The organism is Kaistia terrae, from assembly GCF_026344005.1.
Taxonomy (GTDB): domain Bacteria; phylum Pseudomonadota; class Alphaproteobacteria; order Rhizobiales; family Kaistiaceae; genus Kaistia; species Kaistia terrae.
This window is the reverse complement of record NZ_JAPKNH010000001.1, coordinates 689,692-708,374: the sequence shown is the minus strand read 5'-3', so window position 1 is coordinate 708,374 and position 18,683 is coordinate 689,692. Positions and strand designations below refer to the sequence as shown.

Below are 18,683 nucleotides of genomic sequence, written 5' to 3'. Positions count from 1 at the left end.
TTATTTCGTGCCAGCAGCCGCAGCCACTTCGGCCGCGAAATCGGACTCTTCCTTCTCGACGCCTTCGCCGAGGCGGAAGGAGACGAAGGTGGTGAGCTCGATCGGCGCGCCGACATCGGCCTCAGCCGCCTGGAGCGCCTTCTCGACGGTCAGGTCGGGGTTGATCACGAAAGCCTGCGAGAGAAGGACGACTTCCTCGTAGAACTTGCGGATGCGACCCTCGACCATCTTCTCGATGATGGCTTCCGGCTTGCCCGACTCGCGAGCAGTCTCGGCGTAAACGGCACGCTCGCGCGCAACCACCTCGGCGTCGAGCTCATCGCTGCGAACCGAAAGCGGGTTGGTGGCGGCGATGTGCATCGCGATCTGGCGACCGAGCGCAACCAGCTTGTCCTTGTCGCCCGTCGACTGCAGGCCGACGAGAACGCCGATCTTGCCGAGGTTCGGCGCGACGGCCGAGTGGACGTAGGAGGCAACAACGCCATCGGTCACCGTGACGGCGGCCGAACGGCGCAGGTTCATGTGCTCGCCGATCGTCGCGACAGCGGTCGTGATCGAAGCCTCGACCGTCTTGTCGGAGCCGGGATAGTTGGCTGCAGCAACCGCTGCGACCGAACCGTCCGTGCCGAGAGCCGCCTGGGCGACGCTCGAAACGACTTCCTGGAAGGCGGCGTTGCGGGCGACGAAGTCGGTCTCGGAGTTGACTTCGACGACGACAGCCTTGGTGCCTTCCGACGCGACGCCGACGAGACCTTCAGCCGCGACGCGGCCAGCCTTCTTCGCAGCCTTGGCGAGACCCTTGGTCCGCAGCCAATCGATCGAAGCCTCGACGTCGCCGCCGTTCTCGATCAGCGCCGCCTTGCAATCCATCATGCCCGCGCCGGTCTTCTCGCGCAGGTCCTTCACCATCGAAGCGGAAATGGTCATCGTCTGCCTCGTTTTTCTCGTTGTCTAAAGAACAGCCGGGCAAAAGCGCCCGGCTGATTTAATTGGTCATTTCGTCGCTACGCAGGAGCGCAGCAGCGGCAGAAATCAGGCGGCCGGAGCAGCCGGGACTTCCTCGGCAGCAGCTTCAGCCGAAACTTCCTCGCCGAGAGCCTCTTCGTAGACTTCTTCCTGAGCGCCGAGATCGACGCCAGCGCCACCCGAAGCGCGCATGATGCCGTCGAGCGCTGCACGGGCGATCAGGTCGCCATAGAGCGTCAGGGCGCGGCCGGCGTCGTCATTGCCGGGGATCGGGTAGGTGATGCCATCGGGATCGGAGTTCGAATCGATGATCGCCGCGACCGGGATGTTCAGACGACGGGCTTCCTGGATCGCCAGGGCTTCCTTGTTCGTGTCGATGACGAACAGGAGGTCCGGAATGCCGCCCATGTCCTTGATGCCGCCGAGAGCGTTCTCAAGCTTGTCGCGCTCGCGCGTCAGCGTCAGACGCTCCTTCTTCGTCAGGCCCTGGACATCCGACGAAAGCAGTTCGTCGAGGTGACGCAGGCGCTGGATCGAATTGGAGATCGTCTTCCAGTTGGTCAGCATGCCGCCGAGCCAACGCGAATTGACGTAATACTGGGCGCAACGCTTGGCAGCCGCAGCGACCGGCTCGGAAGCCTGGCGCTTGGTGCCGACGAACAGAACGCGGCCGCCGCCGGCGACGGTGTCGCTGACAGCCTGAAGGGCGCGATGCAGCATCGGCACGGTCTGGGCCAGGTCGATGATGTGGATGTTGTTACGCACGCCATAGAGGTGCGGAGCCATCTTCGGGTTCCAGCGATGCTTCTGGTGACCGAAGTGAACGCCTGCCTCAAGCAACTGACGCATAGAAAAATCCGGAAGAGCCATAGCCCTATCTCCTTTTTACCGGTTCAGCCTCCGTGGGGAAAGCCGCGATTGCGACACCGGTGGGTCCCGTCGGACGAATGAAAATTCGCCGCCGGAGCCCGAGCCCCACGTGTGGAATGCGCGCCTTATAGGCGGGCCAAGGCCAGAGCGCAAGGGTTTCGCTGCCCTGACGCAACACAAGATGGGGATCGCGGACGGCGCGCGCCACCCTGCCGGAGCCAGGTCCATTTTCCCAGGCACAGGCTCAGGATGTCGCTGTCGTCCAGACAGTATGGAGTGCCAGTCGCTAATCCCTCCCCATCACCCTGAGGTGCTTCGCGTGAGCGAAGCCTCGAAGGAGGGTCCAGCGAAGCTCCGGAACCTCGACTGCGAGCGCCGCATCCTGTGGCTAGCTGTCAGGAACCGTCGGATGCACGCAGGCAAGGAGACATCTGGCCCCTCCTTCGAGGCCCGGCTTTGCCGGGCACCTCAGGAGGATGATCATGCGGTTTGCAGCAAGCGCCAGACGGGCTGGCGAGAAGCCCTGTCAGGAAAGCCCCTCACCCCAACCCTCTCCCGCTCGCGGGAGAGGGAATTGACCGAGCCCGGCCTTACACCCAACACCGGCCCCAAAGCCCTCGCCCGCTTGCGGGAGAGGGTGAGGGTCTTGCTTGCTTTCTACCTGCCCCCGAACCCGATCTCGCTAAACCAGTTCGACCTGCACCACGCCGCTGACGGCGCGAAGGGCGCCGGCGATCTGCGGCGAGAGCAGGTAGCGGCCGGGCAATTGCACCTCGACCTCGCGCTGGCCCTTGTCCAGCATCAGGACGAGGCTGACATCCCCATCCCCCTTGCCGCGCGAAAGATGCCGCTCGATGCTCTTCAAGGGCTCATCGTCGCGCATGAAGATGCGGAGTTGCTTCAGGCCCGTCGTCATCTGGTCGAGCGGCTTCACCGTGACGATGCGAACGCTGATGCCCTCGGGGCGGTCTTCGGCTGCGACCTGGACGATCACCGACTGGCCCGGCTCCAGCTTGTCGCGATATTCGTTCAGCGTCTCGGAGAACATGATCGCTTCGAACTGACCGGTCGGGTCCGAGAACTGGACGATGCCCATCTTGTTGCCGGACTTCGTCCTGCGCTCCTGCCTTGTCGTCACCGTGCCGGCGAGACGGCCGGCGGCCGAGCCGAGCCGGACAGCCTCGGAAAACTCCGCCCAGGTCTGCACGCGCAGCCGCTTCAGGATCGGCGTATATTCATCCAGCGGATGCGCGCTCAGATAAAAGCCCACGACGGCGTGCTCGCGCTGCAACCGCTCCGAGGGCAGCCACGCATCGGCAAAGGGCAAGGTGAGCGACTCGCCCTGCCCGCCACCGCCAAAAAGCTCATCCTGGCCGATCGCCGCGCCTTCGACCGCGCGGCTGCCGATCGCCATGATGCGCTCGACGCCAGCCATGACGCGGGCGCGGTCCGGTGTGAAACCATCGAACGCACCAGCGCAGATCAGACTTTCCAGCGTGCGCTTGTTCAAGACGCGCGGATTGATGCGGTTGGCGAAATCGGCGAGATCACGGAACGGCCTGTCGCCACGGCTCTCGACCAGATGCTCCACCGCCTGGCTGCCGACGCCCTTGATGGCGGCCAGCGAATAAAGGATGCGGCCATCCTCGACGTCGAACACGGCGCCCGAACGATTAACCGAGGGCAGATCGACGGTGAAGTCGAGCCGCATCGCCTCGCGACGAAAGTCGTTCAGCTTCTCGGTGTTGCCCATGTCGAGCGTCATCGACGCGGCGAGGAATTCAACCGGGTAGTTCGCCTTCAGATAGGCGGTCTGGTAGGCGACGAGGGCGTAGGCGGCCGCGTGGCTCTTGTTGAAGCCGTAGTCGGCGAACTTCGCCAGCATGTCGAAGATCGTGTCGGCGTGATCCTTGGTCAGGCCCTGCTTGATGGCGCCGACGACGAAACGGTCGCGCTGGGCGTCCATCTCCGCCTTGATCTTCTTACCCATCGCGCGGCGCAGCATGTCGGCTTCGCCGAGCGAATAGCCGGACAGGATCTGCGCGATCTGCATCACCTGTTCCTGGTAGATGACAACGCCGTGCGTTTCCTTCAGCACGACCTCGATCAGCGGATGATAGTAGTCGGGCTTCTCCTCGCCGTGCTTGCGGGCGTTGTAGGTCGGGATGTTGTCCATCGGACCCGGGCGATAGAGCGCCACGAGCGCGATGATGTCCTCGAAACGGTCCGGCTTCATGCCCATCAGGGCCTTGCGCATGCCCTGGCTTTCCAGCTGGAACACGCCGACCGTCTCGCCGCGCGCCAGCATCTCGTAGGAGCGCTTGTCGTCGAGCGGGATGGCGGCCATGTCCACGGCGATGCCGCGCTTGGCGATCAGCTTGACCGCCGTATCGATGACGGTCAGCGTCTTCAGGCCGAGGAAGTCGAACTTCACAAGACCGGCGCTTTCGACCCATTTCATATTGAACTGGGTGACGGGCATGGTCGAGCGCGGATCGCGGTAGAGCGGCACCAACGCATCAAGGCGCCTGTCGCCGATCACGATACCGGCGGCGTGCGTCGAGGCGTGGCGATAGAGCCCTTCGAGCTTCTGCGCCATGGCGAGCAACTGGGCGACCGCCGGATCCTCGTCGCGAGCCTCGCGCAAGCGCGACTCATCGATCAGCGCCTGCGCCAGCGACACCGGATTGGCCGGGTTCTGCGGCACCATCTTGCAGAGCCGGTCGACCTGGCCATAGGGCATCTGCAACACGCGGCCGACGTCGCGCAGCACGGCGCGGGCCTGCAGCGTTCCAAACGTGATGATCTGCGCCACCTGGGCGGCGCCGTATTTCTGCTGGACGTAGTCGATGACTTCGCCGCGCCGGTCCTGACAAAAGTCGATGTCGAAATCCGGCATCGAGACGCGCTCGGGATTGAGGAAGCGCTCGAACAGCAGCGCGAAGCGCATCGGGTCGAGATCGGTGATGGTGAGCGACCAGGCGACGAGCGAGCCCGCGCCCGAACCACGGCCCGGCCCCACGGGGATTCCCTGCAGCTTCGCCCATTGAATGAAGTCGGCCACGATCAGGAAGTAGCCGGGGAACTTCATCTTCTCGATGACGGAGAGCTCGAATTCGAGCCGATCCCAATAATCCTTGTCGGTCAGGCCCGGCGCGAGGCCATGGAAGGCCAGCCGCTTTTCCAGGCCTGATGTCGCCAGATCGCGCAACGCCTTGACCTCGGCGCGCTCCGCCTCCTCCGCGTCGGCATCGGCGCCGGCGAAGCGCGGCAGGATCGGCTTGCGCTTCATGGCGCGATAAGAACAGCGCAGCGCGATCTCGACCGAATTGTCGGTCGCTTCCCTGAGATCGCCGAACAACTCGACCATCTCGGCGCGCGACTTGAAATAATGCTCCGGCGTCAGCCGCCGCCGCTTCTCGTCGGCAACCACCGAGCCTTCCGCGATCGCGACCAGCGCGTCATGCGCTTCATAATCGTCGCGCTTGGGGAAGAACGCCTCATTGGTCGCGACCAACGGCAAACCATGGCGATAGGCGAGATCGATCAGTTCCGGTTCGGCGCGCTGCTGCTCGATCGTGTGGTGCCGCTGCAATTCGACATAGAGCCGATCGCCCAGCAGGCCCGCCATGCGCGCGACCCGCCGCTCGGCAAAGTCGCCCTGCCCGATCCGGATCGCCTGATCCAGCGGGCCGGTGCCGCCACCCGTCAGGACAATGAGACCCTGATGCGCGCCTTCGAGATCACCAAACTTGATATGCGGCTTGTCGCCGGCATCCGTCTCCATGAAGGCGCGCGACACGAGGCGGACGAGGTTCCAGTACCCCTCCTCGTTCGAGGCGATCATGATCAGATCGGAAAGGCTCTTCTGGCCGGGAACCGGTCGACGCGAGGGCTCGAAGCCATCGTCGAACTGCACCGCGACCTGACAGCCGATGATCGGCTGGATGCCGGTCTCGACCGTCTTTTCCGAGAATTCCAGCGCCCCGAAGAGATTGCCCGTATCGGTCAGGCCGAGCGCCGGCATCTTGTCCGCCGCTGCCAGCTTGATCAGCGTCTTCAGCGGCAGCGCGCCTTCGAGCAGCGAATAGGCGGAGTGGACGCGCAGATGCACAAATCCGACGTCCCGGGCAATTTGACTCATCAGGCGATCCTCTTCCGCCTGATTTACGTCCAGAGCGCCGCGCCTGTCCATCGCATCGCCGCCTTTCCCCCAAACTCGCTCTGCCTCAGGGCATGGGAGAGGGTCAGACGACGTGAGCGATCAGATCGGACCAGAGGCTCACCATCGTGATGAACAGCATCAGCGCACCCAGGGCGGCAACGTCACGGATATAGGCGGTCATGGCTAACTCCTTATCGGACTGTCGATATCTCATATGTTCACGTTTTGTTCTATCGGTCAAGCCCCATCGTCGAAGGGGCATTTCCACGGCGGTAGCAGGACACATGGCCCCTCAGCCAGCCTTGTCCCGCCTTGGCGTTTGGGAGCCGACATTGCCAGCCCGACGAGAGCACGACTCGTTGCTGCGGACTGGGGTGAGTCTGTTTCCCCGCTCGCGAGGCGAGTTCGGTGAAGTGCGATCTCAGCCCAAGTGCGCGGACGGCCAAATTTCGGAACGCAAAGCCTTCCCGTGGGACTTCGGGCGCTCGCAAAATTCTGGCATCGCGCTATGGTGGCATCGCCGAATGATGCGCCCTCCGGGGCGTCGTCGGCCGACTGGCGGCCCATGACCTATCAATCGATGTCCTGGCCAACCGGCACCCTGTTTTAGAATCGTCCCGAACGATGGAGTTTCCCAATGAGCGATCTCGTCTTCATTGCCTTCCCTACCGAACAGAAAGCCGAAGAAGTCCGCGACCGCGTGCTGGAAATGCAGAAGGAATATCTGATCGAGCTGGGTGACGCGGTCGTCGCCGTGCGCGATGCCAACGGCCGGATCAAGCTGAACCAGCTGGTGAACACCACCGCGACCGGCGCGGTTTCGGGCGCGTTCTGGGGCACGCTGATCGGCTTCATCTTCCTGATGCCGCTGGTCGGCACGGCAATCGGCGCGGCTTCCGGCGCGCTCGGCGGCAAGCTGACCGATATCGGCATCAACGACCAGTTCATGAAGGACGCGGCCCAGTCGCTTGCGCCCGGCAATGCCGGCCTTTTCCTGCTGATCCGCAAGATGACCACCGACAAGGTATTGGCGGATCTGCGCGGCGTCGGCGGCACCGTCATGCAGACCTCGCTCACCGACGAGCAGGAAAAGGCGCTTCGCGCCGCCCTGGCCGACCACTCCGCCGCCCCCGCCGAAGTTCCGGCAACGGAAGCAACGCCTTCCACCGGCGCGACGAGCTAAGGAACCAGATGTCGCCCTTGCTCCTGTGCCGCCGATGAAACCGATCGTCGATCCCCGCAAGGGCGACATTGAAGATGACGCATCCAGCACAAAGCAGCGTTCGCTGTTTTCGATTGCCGGATCGCTCCTGGCCGAGATCAGCCCGCTGAAGCTGATCCTTGCCTGGACCCTGCTGATGGGCCTGCCTGGGCTCGCGCTCGGGCTGATCCCCTTTTTCCTGTCGATCTGGATCGGCACGGTCTCCCGCCAGGCGGCGGAGATCTATACCGGCCTGGCGCCTGTCCTCCTGCTGGCGATCCTCGGCCTGGTCGCCTGGTTCGGCGGCCGCCCGCTGTTCCGGATGATCGAGAGCAGCTTCTGGTCGCTGAACTCGATCGCGGTGCAGCCGGCCTATGCGCTTTGCCGCGAGACGCTGCGCCATTTGATCGAGCACCGCCTGCTTCGCCGCATCGATGCCCCGCCGGCGATGATTGCCAAGGCGCGCGCCATGACGGCGGCGGTCGCCGGGCTCACCGTCTGCATTCTGGCGCTCGGCATCGCCGGTCTCGTCTGGCCCGCCACCCACTGGACCGGCACCCTCGCCGATCTGAGCGCGCCGCGCCGCGTCGTCATCATCGCGCTCGCCAACGGCACGCTGCTGCTATGCGCCTATCTGGCCATCGCCGCCCTCATCTGGGGCATCGCCGACGCCACCATGGCGCAGCCGCGCAGCTTCACCGGCTTTCGGCCCGCCCCTGTGGATGCGCCACACTGGCGGGTAGCCCATCTCTCCGACATCCATTGCGTCGGCGAGCGCTATGGCTTTCGCATCGAGAGCGGCCGTGTCGGCCCGCGCGGCAACGAGAAATTCAAGGCAACGCTGGAGAAACTGCGCGAGCTTCATGCGAAAAAGCCGCTCGACGCCATCCTGATCACCGGCGACATGACCGATGCCGGGATCTCGACCGAATGGGCCGAGTTTTTTGACGCGCTGGAGCCGTTCACGGAGCTGCTGGCGCACATCACGGTTCTTCCGGGCAATCACGACGTCAACGTCGTCGATCGTAACAACCCTGCCCGCATGGATCTGCCGACCAGCCCGAACAAGCGATTGCGCCAGCTGCGCACGCTCTCGGCGATGGAGGTGCTGCAGGGCGACCGCTACCGGCTGGTCGACCGCGACCAGCGTCGCCTTGGCGAGACGCTTGGCGAGGCGATGAACCGGCAGCGAGCCTCGATCGAGGCCTTCGCCGACCGTGCCTCGCGCCGAGCCTGGCGACCGATTTCGGATATCTGGACAGCATCGTTCCCGATGATCCAGCCGCCGTCACGCCCGGACGGGCTCGGCATCATCGTGCTGAACTCGAACGCCGAAACGCATTTCTCCTTCACCAACGCGCTCGGCATGGTGTCGCTGGAGCAGGCGCGGGCGATGGATGCGGTAAAGGCGGACTATCCGGAAGCGTCCTGGATCGTCGCGCTGCATCATCATGTCGTCGAATATCCGCAACCGGCGCATGCGCTATCGGAGCGGATCGGGACGGCGCTGATCAATGGCAGCTGGTTCGTGCGTCGGCTGACGCGTTTTGCCGGGCGCGCCGTCGTCCTGCACGGCCATCGTCATGTCGACTGGATCGGCGAGAGCGGCGGCCTGCCCATCATCTCCGCCCCCTCGCCGGTGATGGAGGGGACCAATGCCGACGACAGCTATTTCTACATTCACACGCTGCATGTCGACGGCAAGGGACTGGCGCTGGCGCGGCCGGAACGGATCGTCGTTCCGGCGCCGCATCCCGCGATTGTCCAGCCGCTGACGCAGGGCTAACGAACCGTTACCAATCCGGCTGCGCGTTAACCCCGGTTCGCGTCGGCCGGATCGGCTTGGCCGGCGCCGAGAATATCGGCGATCCAGCGGCTCGATTCGTGGTGGGCGCAGATCGTCACGATGGCGATGACGATCGGCACGCCGATGAACGCGCCCGCAATGCCCCACAGGAACGTGCCGAAGAACACCGCGAACAGCACCATGACCGGCGAGATCGACAGCGACTTGCCGGCGATGCGCGGCTCGAGATAGCTGCCGACGAGGAACTGGATCAGGTTCAGCAGGACGAAGATCAGGACGGCCGCCTGCCAGGTCTCGAACTGCGCGATGGCGAACAGCGTCGGCAGCACGGTGGCGAAGAGCGGTCCGATCACCGGGATGTAGTTGAGCGCAAAGGCGATCACGCCCCACTCGGCCGAGAGGCTGAGGCCAGCGCTGTAGGTCAGGCCCCAGACGAGCACGCCGGTCATGATGCTCATCAGCGTGCGCACCAGCATGTAGCGGCGCAGCTTGGCGCCGGTTTCGCCGCTGCCGATGAGGAAAGCCTGGCCGATGCTGCCAGCCTTGAAACGGCGCAGCTTGCGGCCGACATCGCCGACTTCGAGCAGGCCGAGCATGACATAGATCAGCACGACCAGCGAAAAAGTGAGGGTGCTGTTGAGGCGGCCGGTGACCTGCTGGACGATGCGCAGGATCCAGCTGACGTTGAAATGCTGTTCCCAGAGGCCGGAAACGGCGACGCCATGCCCTTCCAGCCAAGCCGCGAGGTCGTTGTACATTGACTGGAAACGCGCCGTATCGCTGAGCACGTAGAGGCCGACGCGGTTCAAGCTCCAGCCGAGCAGCACGGTGAAGATCGTCATCACGACGATGGTGCCGGCAAGGCAGACCAGCAGTGCCACCAGCTGCGGCACGCGCGTCTGCAGAGCGCGCTGAAGCGGCCAGACCATGGCGATGATCAGAAGCGCGAAGCAGATCGGCGCAAACACGGTCTGCGCCCAGTACATCGCGGCCAGGATCAGGGTCACGGTGCAGATCCCGAGCAGCGCCGGAACCGGGCTGCGTTCAGTCGTGCGGGACGGTTCGTTCATTGCAAAACCTAGCTGGGTCATGGTCGCGATATCGATGCATAGCGTCGTATCACGCGAAGCCTGATTCGACTGCGCAATCCATACGCGAGCCGTAGCCCGGCATCGTGACACTGCCGCCTGCGGACGTCACGACGGACTGGCGTTTCAGCCCTCCAAAGGGCCACGCCCATCGGGAAGCGAGGATCGGCCGGCAAATGCCTCACGAATGCTGTCGAGGAGAGCAGAGCCGAGCAGCGGCTTTTCGACCAGGGCGACCCCCGCGGCGGCAACCCGACGGACAAGCGCCGGCGAAGGGTTGGTGACCGTGAGAATCGCGGGTATCGGGCATTCGAGCTTGCGCAGCGTCTCGATCAGCTCGACCCCGTTCATCCCCTTCAGATTGTAGTCGACGACGATGCAGGCGCCAGATCGCGGGTCGGCCATTCGCAGGAACGTCTCGGCATCGCCGAATGTTTCGACCGAAAAGCCATCGATGCCGAGTGCGAAACGGAGCGAGCGCCGGACGGCGCCATCGCTGTCGACGATGAAGACCAGTCCATGCTGCTGAGGGTCGTGCGCTGTCGGGACTGCCATCGGTAAAACGTTCGCGTGGAAAATACGGAGAATGCCCGGTCGCGCCCTATCCGCATTGATCCATCGCAAGTCGCGCCTCATCCTTCGGAGGCAGCGACCTTGCCTGTGGCGTCGGTGATCAGCGCCATGCGCACCAGTTCGGACAGGCTCGACGCCGCCATCTTGGTCATGACATGCGCGCGATAGATCTCGACGGTACGCGGGCTGATATCCAGATCATGCGCGATCCGCTTGTTGGCGTGCCCAGCCACAAGCCCTTCGAGAACCTGCTGTTCGCGATTGGAAAGAATGGCAAGCCGCTGCCGGATTGCCGCCCGCTCCTGCCCTTCTTCGCGCGTCCGGCCATGACGCAGGAGAGCCGACCGTACCGCGCGCAGCATCGCCTCGTCGTCGAACGGCTTCTCCATGAAGTCGACGGCGCCACTCTTCATCGCTTCGACGGCCAGAGCGATATCGGCATGGCCGGTGATGACGATGACCGGCAGGGCTATTCCCTGCGCCTTCAACCGCTTCAGCAACTCGATGCCGTTGATATCCGGCATCCGCACATCGGTGACGATGCATCCACCCGACAGACCCGGCGCAACCGCCAGGAATTCAGTCGCCGAAGCATAAGTCCGGACGGCGATATCAGCACTCTCGAACAGAAAGGCCAGGGAATCCCGCGCTGCATCATCGTCATCGATGACGTGAACGATGGTCTCAACTGACACGCTCTGTCTCCTCATTGCGGACCGCAGGCACCGTAAAGTTGAAGACGGTGCCGCCGCCCGGGTTGTTCTCTGCCCAGATTCGTCCGCCATGCGCCTCGACGATGGTCCGGCAGATGGACAGCCCCACGCCCATGCCGGTCTGTTTCGTCGTCACGAAGGGCTGGAAAAGCCGAGCCATGATCTCCGGGGTGATGCCCGTACCGCGATCGGAAACCTGTACCTTGATCATGTCGTCAGGCTCCAGCGCGCTGGAGATGACCAGGTCCCGACCGCCGCCCTCCTCCATAGCGTCGATGGCGTTGCGCATCAAATTGACGAGGACCTGCTGGATCTGAACCCTGTCGCCAAACAGCAGGTCGATCTCCGGATCGAGCTTGAAGCCGATGCGGATACCCTTTTCCTTGGCGCCGACAAGCGCCAGCGCGCTCGCCTCCTCGATCAGCCTCGCCAGGCTTTCGACCCGCTTCTCCGTCTCGCCGCGCGCCAGAAAATCGCGCAGCCGGCGGATGATCTCGCCCGCCCGCAGCGCCTGGTCGGCGGCGCTCGCGAGAGCCGCCCTCACCTTGGGGATGTTCTCGGCCGTACCGCTTTCGAGCAAGCGCCGCGAGCCGCGCAGATAATTGGCGACGGCGGAAAGCGGCTGGTTCAATTCATGCGCCAAGGTCGAGGCGATCTCGCCCATTGCCGTTACGCGGGATATGTGGACCAACTCCGCCTGCAATTCCTGCAGACGGGCTTCCGTCTGCTGCCGCTCGGAGAGATCGCGGATAAAGCCGGTGAAAAAGCGCTGCTCACCGGAGATCATCTCACCTATGGCCAGCTCCATCGGAAAGGTGGAACCGTCCTTGCGCTCGCCGACGACGATGCGGCCGATGCCGATGATCCTTCGCTCGCCCGTCTTGCGGTAGCGATCCAGATAGCCGTCATGATGCTCGCGATAGGACGATGGCATCAGCCTTTTGACGTTGTTCCCGACGATCTCATCCGCCGTGTAGCCGAACATGCGCTGTGCCGCGGCGCTGAACGATTGCACCAACCCCGCCTCGTCGATGACGATCATCGCATCCGGAATGGTATCGAGGATCGAGCGAAGATGAGCCTCCCGGTAACGAAGGTCGACAGCTACGGTTGCGAGTTGCCGGCGCACCCGCCGCAGCCATTCGCCAAGCGCCACCAGACTGCCGCCGATGACGGCGAAGGCAGCGCCATTCCAGACATGCGCCTGGTCCAGCCCGCTGGAGCCCGCGAAGATCAGCATGCCGAGCGACAGGCTGATCACGGTCGCGACCAGCCCTGGCCAAAGACCTCCGATGCCGGCGGCAACGATGACGGCCGGGATATAGAGGAGGAAGGTCGTCTGGGCGCGGAAGATCGGCTGCAACGACAGCCACGAGGCAAGCGCAATCAGCAGTGCTACCGCGAGCGTCGACAGCACGAGCCAGCGCCGCCCGGTAACAGGCCAGGAAAACAGCTTCATGGCCAAACCGCCAACCTCCAGCATCGCGCAGCGGCTGCGCCGATCCCGGCCACCTCTGTTCGCATCGTCAATAACAATAGCCCACGCGCGGCCCCAAGGACCTAAGGGATACCCCTTAGGTACATGATCTGAATTTCATAGCGCCAGTCGTCATCCTAATCCTGCGTCAACGCATATGAAATTCGAGGATGACGACATGCTGACGTCGGTTGCAACGACCCGAAACATCGTTTCGGAAATGAAGGACCGCGCGGCCTCTGTCATCCACTCCGGCTCCCGCTTTGCGACGTCGAATGTGTTGGGCCTGATGGGCGTCACCGTTCGCTACGAGCGCGGCGCCGAGATCTTCGCGGAAGAAGAACCGGCCGAGTACATCTACCAGATCGTCAGCGGCACCGCGCGCACCTGCAAGCTGCTCAGCAACGGCCGCCGTCAGATCGGCGCTTTCCTGATGAAGGGCGACTATTTCGGCATGGAGGCGCGCGATACCCATTGCTTCGCCGCCGAAGCGATCACGGATGTCACGGTCCACATGATCAGTCGCAGCGCCGCCTTCGCCGCTGCCGGACGCGAACCGGAGGTCGCCCGCGCACTCTGGGACATCACAGCGCGCAACCTTGATGCCAGCCAGCAGCACTCGCTGCTGCTGGGTCGCAAGACGGCGCTGGAGAAGATCGGCTCGTTCCTGAGCGAGATGGCGGAACGGCAAGGCTGTGACGACGAGATCGACCTGGCGATGTCGCGCCAGGACATAGCCGACTATCTCGGGCTCACGATAGAGACCGTATCCCGTACGATGACCCAACTGGAATGCGCCGGCACCATCGCCCTGCCGAGTTCCCGACACGTGGTTCTGAAGCGCCACATCGAACTGGAGCGCCTCAGCCTTTGCTGAAGGTGCACCGGCCCTCTGTCACTCATCAGGCGCTGCGTATGACCCGTTCCATAAGCGTCTTGACCAAAAGGGTAACAAGCGCCACGAGCGTCAACACCGCAGCTGCCGCGAAGGCGCCGGCCGCGTTATAATCGTGGTACAGCAGCTCGACATGCAGCGGCAGCGTGTTGGTTTCGCCGCGGATATTGCCTGAGACGATCGACACCGCGCCGAATTCGCCAAGCACCCGCGCATTGCAGAGCACGACGCCATAGAGCAGGCCCCAGCGGATGTTGGGCAGCGTCACGCGGAAGAATGTCTGCCAGCCCCGCGCGCCGAGAGTCGCCGCGACTTCCTCGTCGCCATTGCCCTGAAGCTGCATCAGCGGGATCAGCTCGCGCGCCACGAAGGGCGCCGTCACGAATGTCGTGGCGAGAATGATGCCCGGCAGCGCGAACATGATTTTCAGATCATGCGCCTCCAGCCACGGCCCGAAGAGCCCCTGCCCGCCATAGACGAACAGATAGGAAATACCGGCGACGATCGGCGAGACCGAGAACGGCAATTCGACGATGGCCAGCAGCAGCTTGCGGCCTGGGAAGCGGAACTTGGCGATTGCCCAGGCAGCCGCGATGCCGAACACCGTGTTGATCGGCACGACGACGATCGCGACGGTGACGCTGAGCCAGATCGCGGCGCGCGTATCGGGATGCGCCAGCGATTCGAGCGCGTAGCCAAGCCCCTTGGACAAGGCTTGGCTGAAAACCGCGACGACCGGCGCGCCGATGACGAGAGCCGTGACCAGGAGCACGCCCCCAATCAAGACGAAGCGCGACCAGCCTTGGCGAGATGTCGCGCGATCGAGGTTGGAGGCACCGCTCATGGGGCAATCTCGTGGCGACGCGCATAGGCCTGCAGCGCGTTGGTGGTGATGAGCAGGACGAAGGCAGTGCCCAGCATCACGGTGGCGATCGCGGCGGCGGCCGGATAGTCGTATTCCTCGATGCGGATGAAGGCGAGCAAGGCCGTTATCTCGGTGTTGTAGGGCTGATTACCGGCGATGAAGATCACGGCGCCGAACTCGCCGAGGCAGCGTGCGAAGGCGAGCGAAACGCCTGCCAGCAGCGCCGGCACGAGAATTGGCAGGACGACGCGGAAGAAGATGGTGACCTTGTTGGCACCGAGGGTTTTCGCCGCTTCCTCGATCTCGCCGTCCAGTTCCTCCATCACCGGCTGCAAGGTGCGCACGATGAAGGGCAGGCTGGTGAACGCCATGGCGAGCGCGATGCCGATCGGCGTATAGGCGACCGTGATGCCGAGCGCGCCCAGCGGTTCCCCGAACCAACCATTCTTGGCGAAGATCGCCGTCAGCGCGACGCCGGCAACGGCCGTCGGCAGCGCGAAGGGCAGATCGACAATGGCGTCGAGGATCCGACGCCCGGGGAATTCATAGCGCACCAACACCCAGGCGAGCGCGAAGCCATAGAAGGTATTGAAAACCGTCGCGAGCGCGGCGGCGCCCAGCGTGACGCGATAGCTGGCAAGCGCGCGCGGAGAACTGACGACGGCCCAGTAATCGGCCGGCCCCAATCGCGCGCCGACCAGAATCAGCGTCGCCAGAGGCAGGCAGATGATCAATGCGGCGTAGAAAAGCGTAATGCCCAGCGAAAGGCGAAAGCCGGGAACTACCCGGCTTTGCTTTCTTCCATTTGCCTGCGATGGACGGCCGCGCGACAGCGCCGCGACGCCGCCCCCGTCTAAACCGACGGAACTCACTGGCCGGCGAGCTGCTGATCGAGCAGGCCGTCAGAACCGAAATAGGTCTTGTTGACGGCCGGCCAGCCGCCGAAGACTTCGTCAACGGTCACGAGACGGACAGGCTGGAACGACGCGGCAAACTTCTTGGCCACCGCCTCGTCACGAACGCGGTTGCCGTTCTCGGCGAGAATGGTCTGGCCTTCCGGCGAATACAGGAAGTTCAGATAATCGGTCGCGATCTCCGTGGAGCCGCGCTTTTCGGCCACCTTGTCGACGACTGCGACCGGGAAATCGGCGAGCAGGCTGACGGAGGGAACGACGGCGTCGAACTTGTCAGTGCCGAATTCCTTGCGGATGCCGGTCGTCTCGGTCTCGAAGGTGATCAGAACGTCGCCAATCTCGCGCTCGACGAAGGTCGTCGTCGCCGCGCGGCCGCCAGTGTCGAACACCGCGACATTGGCCAGGAACTTCTTGACGAACTCGTTGACCTTGGCCTCGTCATTGCCGAACGCTTCCTTCGCGTAGGCAGTGGCGGCCAGATAGGTGTAACGGGCGTTGCCGGAGGTCTTGGGGTTCGGGAAGACGAGCTTGACGTCATCGCGGACCAGATCGTTCCAGTCCTTGATGCCCTTGGGATTGCCCGCGCGAACCAGGAAGACCGGCAGCGAGTAGAAGGGCGACGCGCCATGCGGGAATTTTTCCGACCAGTTGGCGGCGACAAAGCCCTTGTCGGCCAGAACCTGCACGTCGGTTGCCTGGTTGAAGGTCACGACATCGGCGTCGAGGCCCTCGAGGATCGAGCGAGCCTGCTTCGATGAGCCGGCGTGCGACTGCTTGATCTCCAGCGTCTTGCCGGTGTCCTTCAGGTATTTCGCGGCATACTCCTTGTTGACGGCGACAAACAGCTCGCGCGAAACGTCATAGGAAGCATTGAGGATCGAGCTTGGCGCCTCGGCGAATGCCGGCAGCGCGCCGAGCGCAAAAAGGACCGCAGCCGTTACAACCGGAAGGCGACGCATCGTGGTTCCTTGCTCATGATTTTGGCGCGGACGAAGCCTAGCCAAGGAATGGGATGAGCAAAGTAGCAAGCGCCAGAAAGGCATTCGAGAAACAGTTATCTCAATTGCCGGCCCGGATAGGATGGCTGTCCTAGGAAAGGCCCTCCCCGCGCACAAAAGGCGGAAAGGTCAGAATTCGACGATCTTACCCGCCTCGAGGGTGATGCGCCGATCCATCCGTTCCGCCAGCTCCATGTTGTGCGTGACGAACAGGGCTGCGAGGCCCGAGGCGCGCACGAGGGCTTCGAGCGCGTCAAAGACATAGTGAGACGTCTTCGGATCGAGATTGCCGGTCGGCTCATCGGCCAGGAGCAATCGCGGTGCGTTGGCAACGGCGCGGGCGATGGCGACGCGCTGCTGCTCGCCGCCCGAGAGTTCGGAAGGGCGGTGCGTGACGCGCGCTTCCAGCTTCATATAGGCGAGCAGTTCCGCTGCGCGCCGCGCCGCTTCCTTGCGGCCAAGGCCACGGATCAGCTGCGGCATCATCACGTTTTCAAGCGCGGTGAATTCCGGCAACAGATGATGGAACTGGTAGACGAAGCCGATCTCGAGCCGGCGAATGGCCGTACGGTCGGCGTCGCCGAGCGAGCCGGCCAGCCGGCCGCCAATCTCGACATCGCCGCCATCCGGCCGTTCCAGCAGGCCGGCCATATGCAGGACCGTCGACTTGCCGGCGCCCGAGGGCGCGACGAGCGCGACGATCTCGCCCGGATAGATCGCGAGATCCGCACCGGTGAGAATGGAGAGCTTGCCCGAGCCTTCCTTGTAGTGGCGCTCGACGCCGACGAGGCGAAGGGCGGGAGTATCGGCGGCGGGCGCGCTTTGCGACGGACGTTCTGCGGTCACGGCATCACTCATTCGTATCGCAATGCCTCAACCGGATCGAGCCGGGCCGCGCGCCACGCCGGGTAGATCGTGGCGAGATAGCTGAGCACGAGCGCCATGACGACGATCGAAATCGTTTCGCCGGGATTCATATCGGCCGGCAGCTTCGAAAGGAAATACAGCTCCGGCGAGAACACTTCGGTCCGCGTCAGCCAGGAGACAAACTGCCGGATCGACTCGATGTTCAGGCAGACGACGGTGCCGAGCAACACGCCGAAGGCGGTGCCGACCGTGCCGATCGCCGCGCCGGTTATGAAGAATACGCGCAGGATCGAGCCCCGCGTCGCGCCCATCGTCCGCAGGATGGCGATGTCGTGGCTCTTGTCCTTCACCAGCATGGTGAGGCCGGAGATGATGTTGAGCGCGGCGACGAGGACGATCAGCGTCAGGATCATGAACATCATGTTCCGCTCGACCTCGAGCGCCGAGAAGAACGTCATGTTGCGCTCCCGCCAGTCGGTCAGCAGAACCGGCCGGCCGGCGGCCGCCTCGATCGCCTCGCGCATCGCTCCGGTCTGATCGGCATCGGAGATATAGATCTCGATCGCCGAGGCCTTGTCGTCCGAATTGAAGAAGGCCTGCGCTTCGGCGAACGGCAGGAAGACAAAGGACGAGTCGTACTCCGACATGCCGATCTCGAAGATCGCCACCACGGGGTAAGCCTTGATCCGAGGCGTCATCCCCATGGGGGTGACATTGCCGCGCGGCGAGACCAGCGTCAGCTTGTCACCGATCGAGACGCCCATATTGGTGGCGAGCCGCGTGCCGATCGCCACGCCTTCGGCTTCATCGAAATTGTCGAGCGTGCCGAGCTTCACATTATTCGAGATGCTGGGAAGACTGGGCAGATCCTCGGCCCGCACACCGCGAACCAGGGCGCCCGTCGAGTTGTTCGCCCCGGAAGCGAGTACCTGCCCCTCGACCAGCGGAATGGCCGCTGTGACGCCCTTGACCATCGACAGCCGCGTGGCGACGTCGGCAAAGTCCGTGAACGGCGTGTCCAGGGGCTGCAGCACAACGTGGCCGTTGATGCCGAGGATCTTGCCGATCAGTTCGCCGCGAAAGCCGTTCATCACCGACATCACGATGATCAGCGTCGCAACGCCGAGCATGATGCCGATGAAGGAAAAGCCCGCGATGATCGAGATGAACGTCTCGCGCCGGCGAGCGCGCAGATAGCGCCCCGCCAGCATCCATTCGAACGTTGAAAACGGTTTCGTGCCGGTCGGCTCAGCCATTCCTGTCCCGATCGCGGCGCGCCGCGCG

General features: G+C 63.8%; 15 protein-coding genes. 3 read left to right on the top strand and 12 right to left on the bottom strand.

The window, feature by feature from the left end; genetic code table 11:
- From tsf to dnaE, 3 genes are all read right to left on the bottom strand, one after another.
- Positions 1–927, bottom strand: coding sequence for a translation elongation factor Ts (tsf, locus tag OSH12_RS03265; RefSeq protein ID WP_266342053.1), 927 nt, complete (start codon positions 925–927; stop codon positions 1–3).
- Positions 928–1,032: 105 nt separating this feature from the next.
- Positions 1,033–1,836: a 30S ribosomal protein S2 gene (gene rpsB, locus OSH12_RS03260; protein ID WP_266342052.1), complete on the bottom strand. Its 804-nt coding sequence runs from the start codon at positions 1,834–1,836 to the stop codon at positions 1,033–1,035.
- Positions 1,837–2,518: 682 nt separating this feature from the next.
- Positions 2,519–5,980 (bottom strand): DNA polymerase III subunit alpha, encoded by a 3,462-nt coding sequence (gene dnaE, locus OSH12_RS03255; protein WP_266342051.1) that lies wholly within the window; start codon positions 5,978–5,980, stop codon positions 2,519–2,521.
- Between the two features lie 658 nt (positions 5,981–6,638).
- Here dnaE and OSH12_RS03250 point away from each other — a divergent pair.
- Positions 6,639–7,184 carry a DUF1269 domain-containing protein gene (locus OSH12_RS03250; protein WP_266342049.1) on the top strand — a complete coding sequence of 182 codons (546 nt, stop codon included), beginning with the start codon at positions 6,639–6,641 and terminating at the stop codon, positions 7,182–7,184.
- Between the two features lie 34 nt (positions 7,185–7,218).
- Positions 7,219–8,988: a metallophosphoesterase family protein gene (locus OSH12_RS03245; protein ID WP_266342048.1), complete on the top strand. Its 1,770-nt coding sequence runs from the start codon at positions 7,219–7,221 to the stop codon at positions 8,986–8,988.
- Between the two features lie 26 nt (positions 8,989–9,014).
- Here the strand turns inward: OSH12_RS03245 and OSH12_RS03240 are convergent, their stop codons facing one another.
- The 4 genes from OSH12_RS03240 to OSH12_RS03225 all read right to left on the bottom strand — a co-directional run bounded on the left by OSH12_RS03240 (position 9,015) and on the right by OSH12_RS03225 (position 12,842).
- Entirely contained in the window at positions 9,015–10,079 is a 1,065-nt protein-coding gene (locus tag OSH12_RS03240) for an AI-2E family transporter (RefSeq protein ID WP_266342047.1), read from the bottom strand.
- Positions 10,080–10,223: 144 nt separating this feature from the next.
- Positions 10,224–10,652 (bottom strand): response regulator transcription factor, encoded by a 429-nt coding sequence (locus OSH12_RS03235; protein WP_266342046.1) that lies wholly within the window; start codon positions 10,650–10,652, stop codon positions 10,224–10,226.
- A 77-nt stretch (positions 10,653–10,729) separates the two neighbouring features.
- On the bottom strand, positions 10,730–11,365 hold the full coding sequence (gene fixJ / locus OSH12_RS03230) for a response regulator FixJ (protein ID WP_266342045.1): 636 nt from the start codon (positions 11,363–11,365) through the stop codon (positions 10,730–10,732).
- Complete coding sequence (locus tag OSH12_RS03225) at positions 11,355–12,842, bottom strand: PAS domain-containing sensor histidine kinase (RefSeq protein ID WP_266342044.1); 1,488 nt, start codon at positions 12,840–12,842, stop codon at positions 11,355–11,357. The genes fixJ and OSH12_RS03225 overlap by 11 nt, the downstream gene beginning before the upstream one ends.
- A 196-nt stretch (positions 12,843–13,038) precedes the next feature.
- Between OSH12_RS03225 and OSH12_RS03220 the strand changes: the two genes are divergently transcribed.
- On the top strand, positions 13,039–13,737 hold the full coding sequence (locus OSH12_RS03220) for a helix-turn-helix domain-containing protein (protein WP_266342043.1): 699 nt from the start codon (positions 13,039–13,041) through the stop codon (positions 13,735–13,737).
- A gap of 25 nt (positions 13,738–13,762) precedes the next feature.
- Here the strand turns inward: OSH12_RS03220 and cysW are convergent, their stop codons facing one another.
- From cysW to OSH12_RS03195, 5 genes are all read right to left on the bottom strand, one after another.
- On the bottom strand, positions 13,763–14,599 hold the full coding sequence (cysW, locus tag OSH12_RS03215) for a sulfate ABC transporter permease subunit CysW (RefSeq protein ID WP_266342042.1): 837 nt from the start codon (positions 14,597–14,599) through the stop codon (positions 13,763–13,765).
- On the bottom strand, positions 14,596–15,381 hold the full coding sequence (gene cysT / locus OSH12_RS03210) for a sulfate ABC transporter permease subunit CysT (protein WP_380224332.1): 786 nt from the start codon (positions 15,379–15,381) through the stop codon (positions 14,596–14,598). Before cysT ends, cysW begins: the two co-directional genes overlap by 4 nt.
- A 107-nt stretch (positions 15,382–15,488) precedes the next feature.
- Positions 15,489–16,493 carry a sulfate ABC transporter substrate-binding protein gene (locus OSH12_RS03205; RefSeq protein WP_266342041.1) on the bottom strand — a complete coding sequence of 335 codons (1,005 nt, stop codon included), beginning with the start codon at positions 16,491–16,493 and terminating at the stop codon, positions 15,489–15,491.
- 168 nt (positions 16,494–16,661) lie between these two features.
- Positions 16,662–17,390 carry an ABC transporter ATP-binding protein gene (locus tag OSH12_RS03200; RefSeq protein ID WP_380223767.1) on the bottom strand — a complete coding sequence of 243 codons (729 nt, stop codon included), beginning with the start codon at positions 17,388–17,390 and terminating at the stop codon, positions 16,662–16,664.
- A complete protein-coding gene (locus OSH12_RS03195; protein ID WP_380224334.1) occupies positions 17,387–18,667 on the bottom strand; it encodes a lipoprotein-releasing ABC transporter permease subunit in 1,281 nt (426 codons plus the stop codon). The genes OSH12_RS03200 and OSH12_RS03195 overlap by 4 nt, the downstream gene beginning before the upstream one ends.
- Positions 18,668–18,683 lie beyond the last annotated feature (16 nt).

Bases quoted from the DNA above. Each gene is read 5' to 3' on its own strand.
- tsf (WP_266342053.1), bottom strand. From the start codon at position 927: ATGACCATTTCCGCTTCGATGGTGAAGGACCTGCGCGAGAAGACCGGC.
- rpsB (WP_266342052.1), bottom strand. From the start codon at position 1,836: ATGGCTCTTCCGGATTTTTCTATGCGTCAGTTGCTTGAGGCAGGCGTT.
- dnaE (WP_266342051.1), bottom strand. From the start codon at position 5,980: ATGAGTCAAATTGCCCGGGACGTCGGATTTGTGCATCTGCGCGTCCAC.
- OSH12_RS03250 (WP_266342049.1), top strand. From the start codon at position 6,639: ATGAGCGATCTCGTCTTCATTGCCTTCCCTACCGAACAGAAAGCCGAA.
- OSH12_RS03245 (WP_266342048.1), top strand. From the start codon at position 7,219: ATGAAACCGATCGTCGATCCCCGCAAGGGCGACATTGAAGATGACGCA.
- OSH12_RS03240 (WP_266342047.1), bottom strand. From the start codon at position 10,079: ATGAACGAACCGTCCCGCACGACTGAACGCAGCCCGGTTCCGGCGCTG.
- OSH12_RS03235 (WP_266342046.1), bottom strand. From the start codon at position 10,652: ATGGCAGTCCCGACAGCGCACGACCCTCAGCAGCATGGACTGGTCTTC.
- OSH12_RS03225 (WP_266342044.1), bottom strand. From the start codon at position 12,842: ATGAAGCTGTTTTCCTGGCCTGTTACCGGGCGGCGCTGGCTCGTGCTG.
- OSH12_RS03220 (WP_266342043.1), top strand. From the start codon at position 13,039: ATGCTGACGTCGGTTGCAACGACCCGAAACATCGTTTCGGAAATGAAG.
- cysW (WP_266342042.1), bottom strand. From the start codon at position 14,599: ATGAGCGGTGCCTCCAACCTCGATCGCGCGACATCTCGCCAAGGCTGG.
- OSH12_RS03205 (WP_266342041.1), bottom strand. From the start codon at position 16,493: ATGCGTCGCCTTCCGGTTGTAACGGCTGCGGTCCTTTTTGCGCTCGGC.
- OSH12_RS03200 (WP_380223767.1), bottom strand. From the start codon at position 17,390: ATGAGTGATGCCGTGACCGCAGAACGTCCGTCGCAAAGCGCGCCCGCC.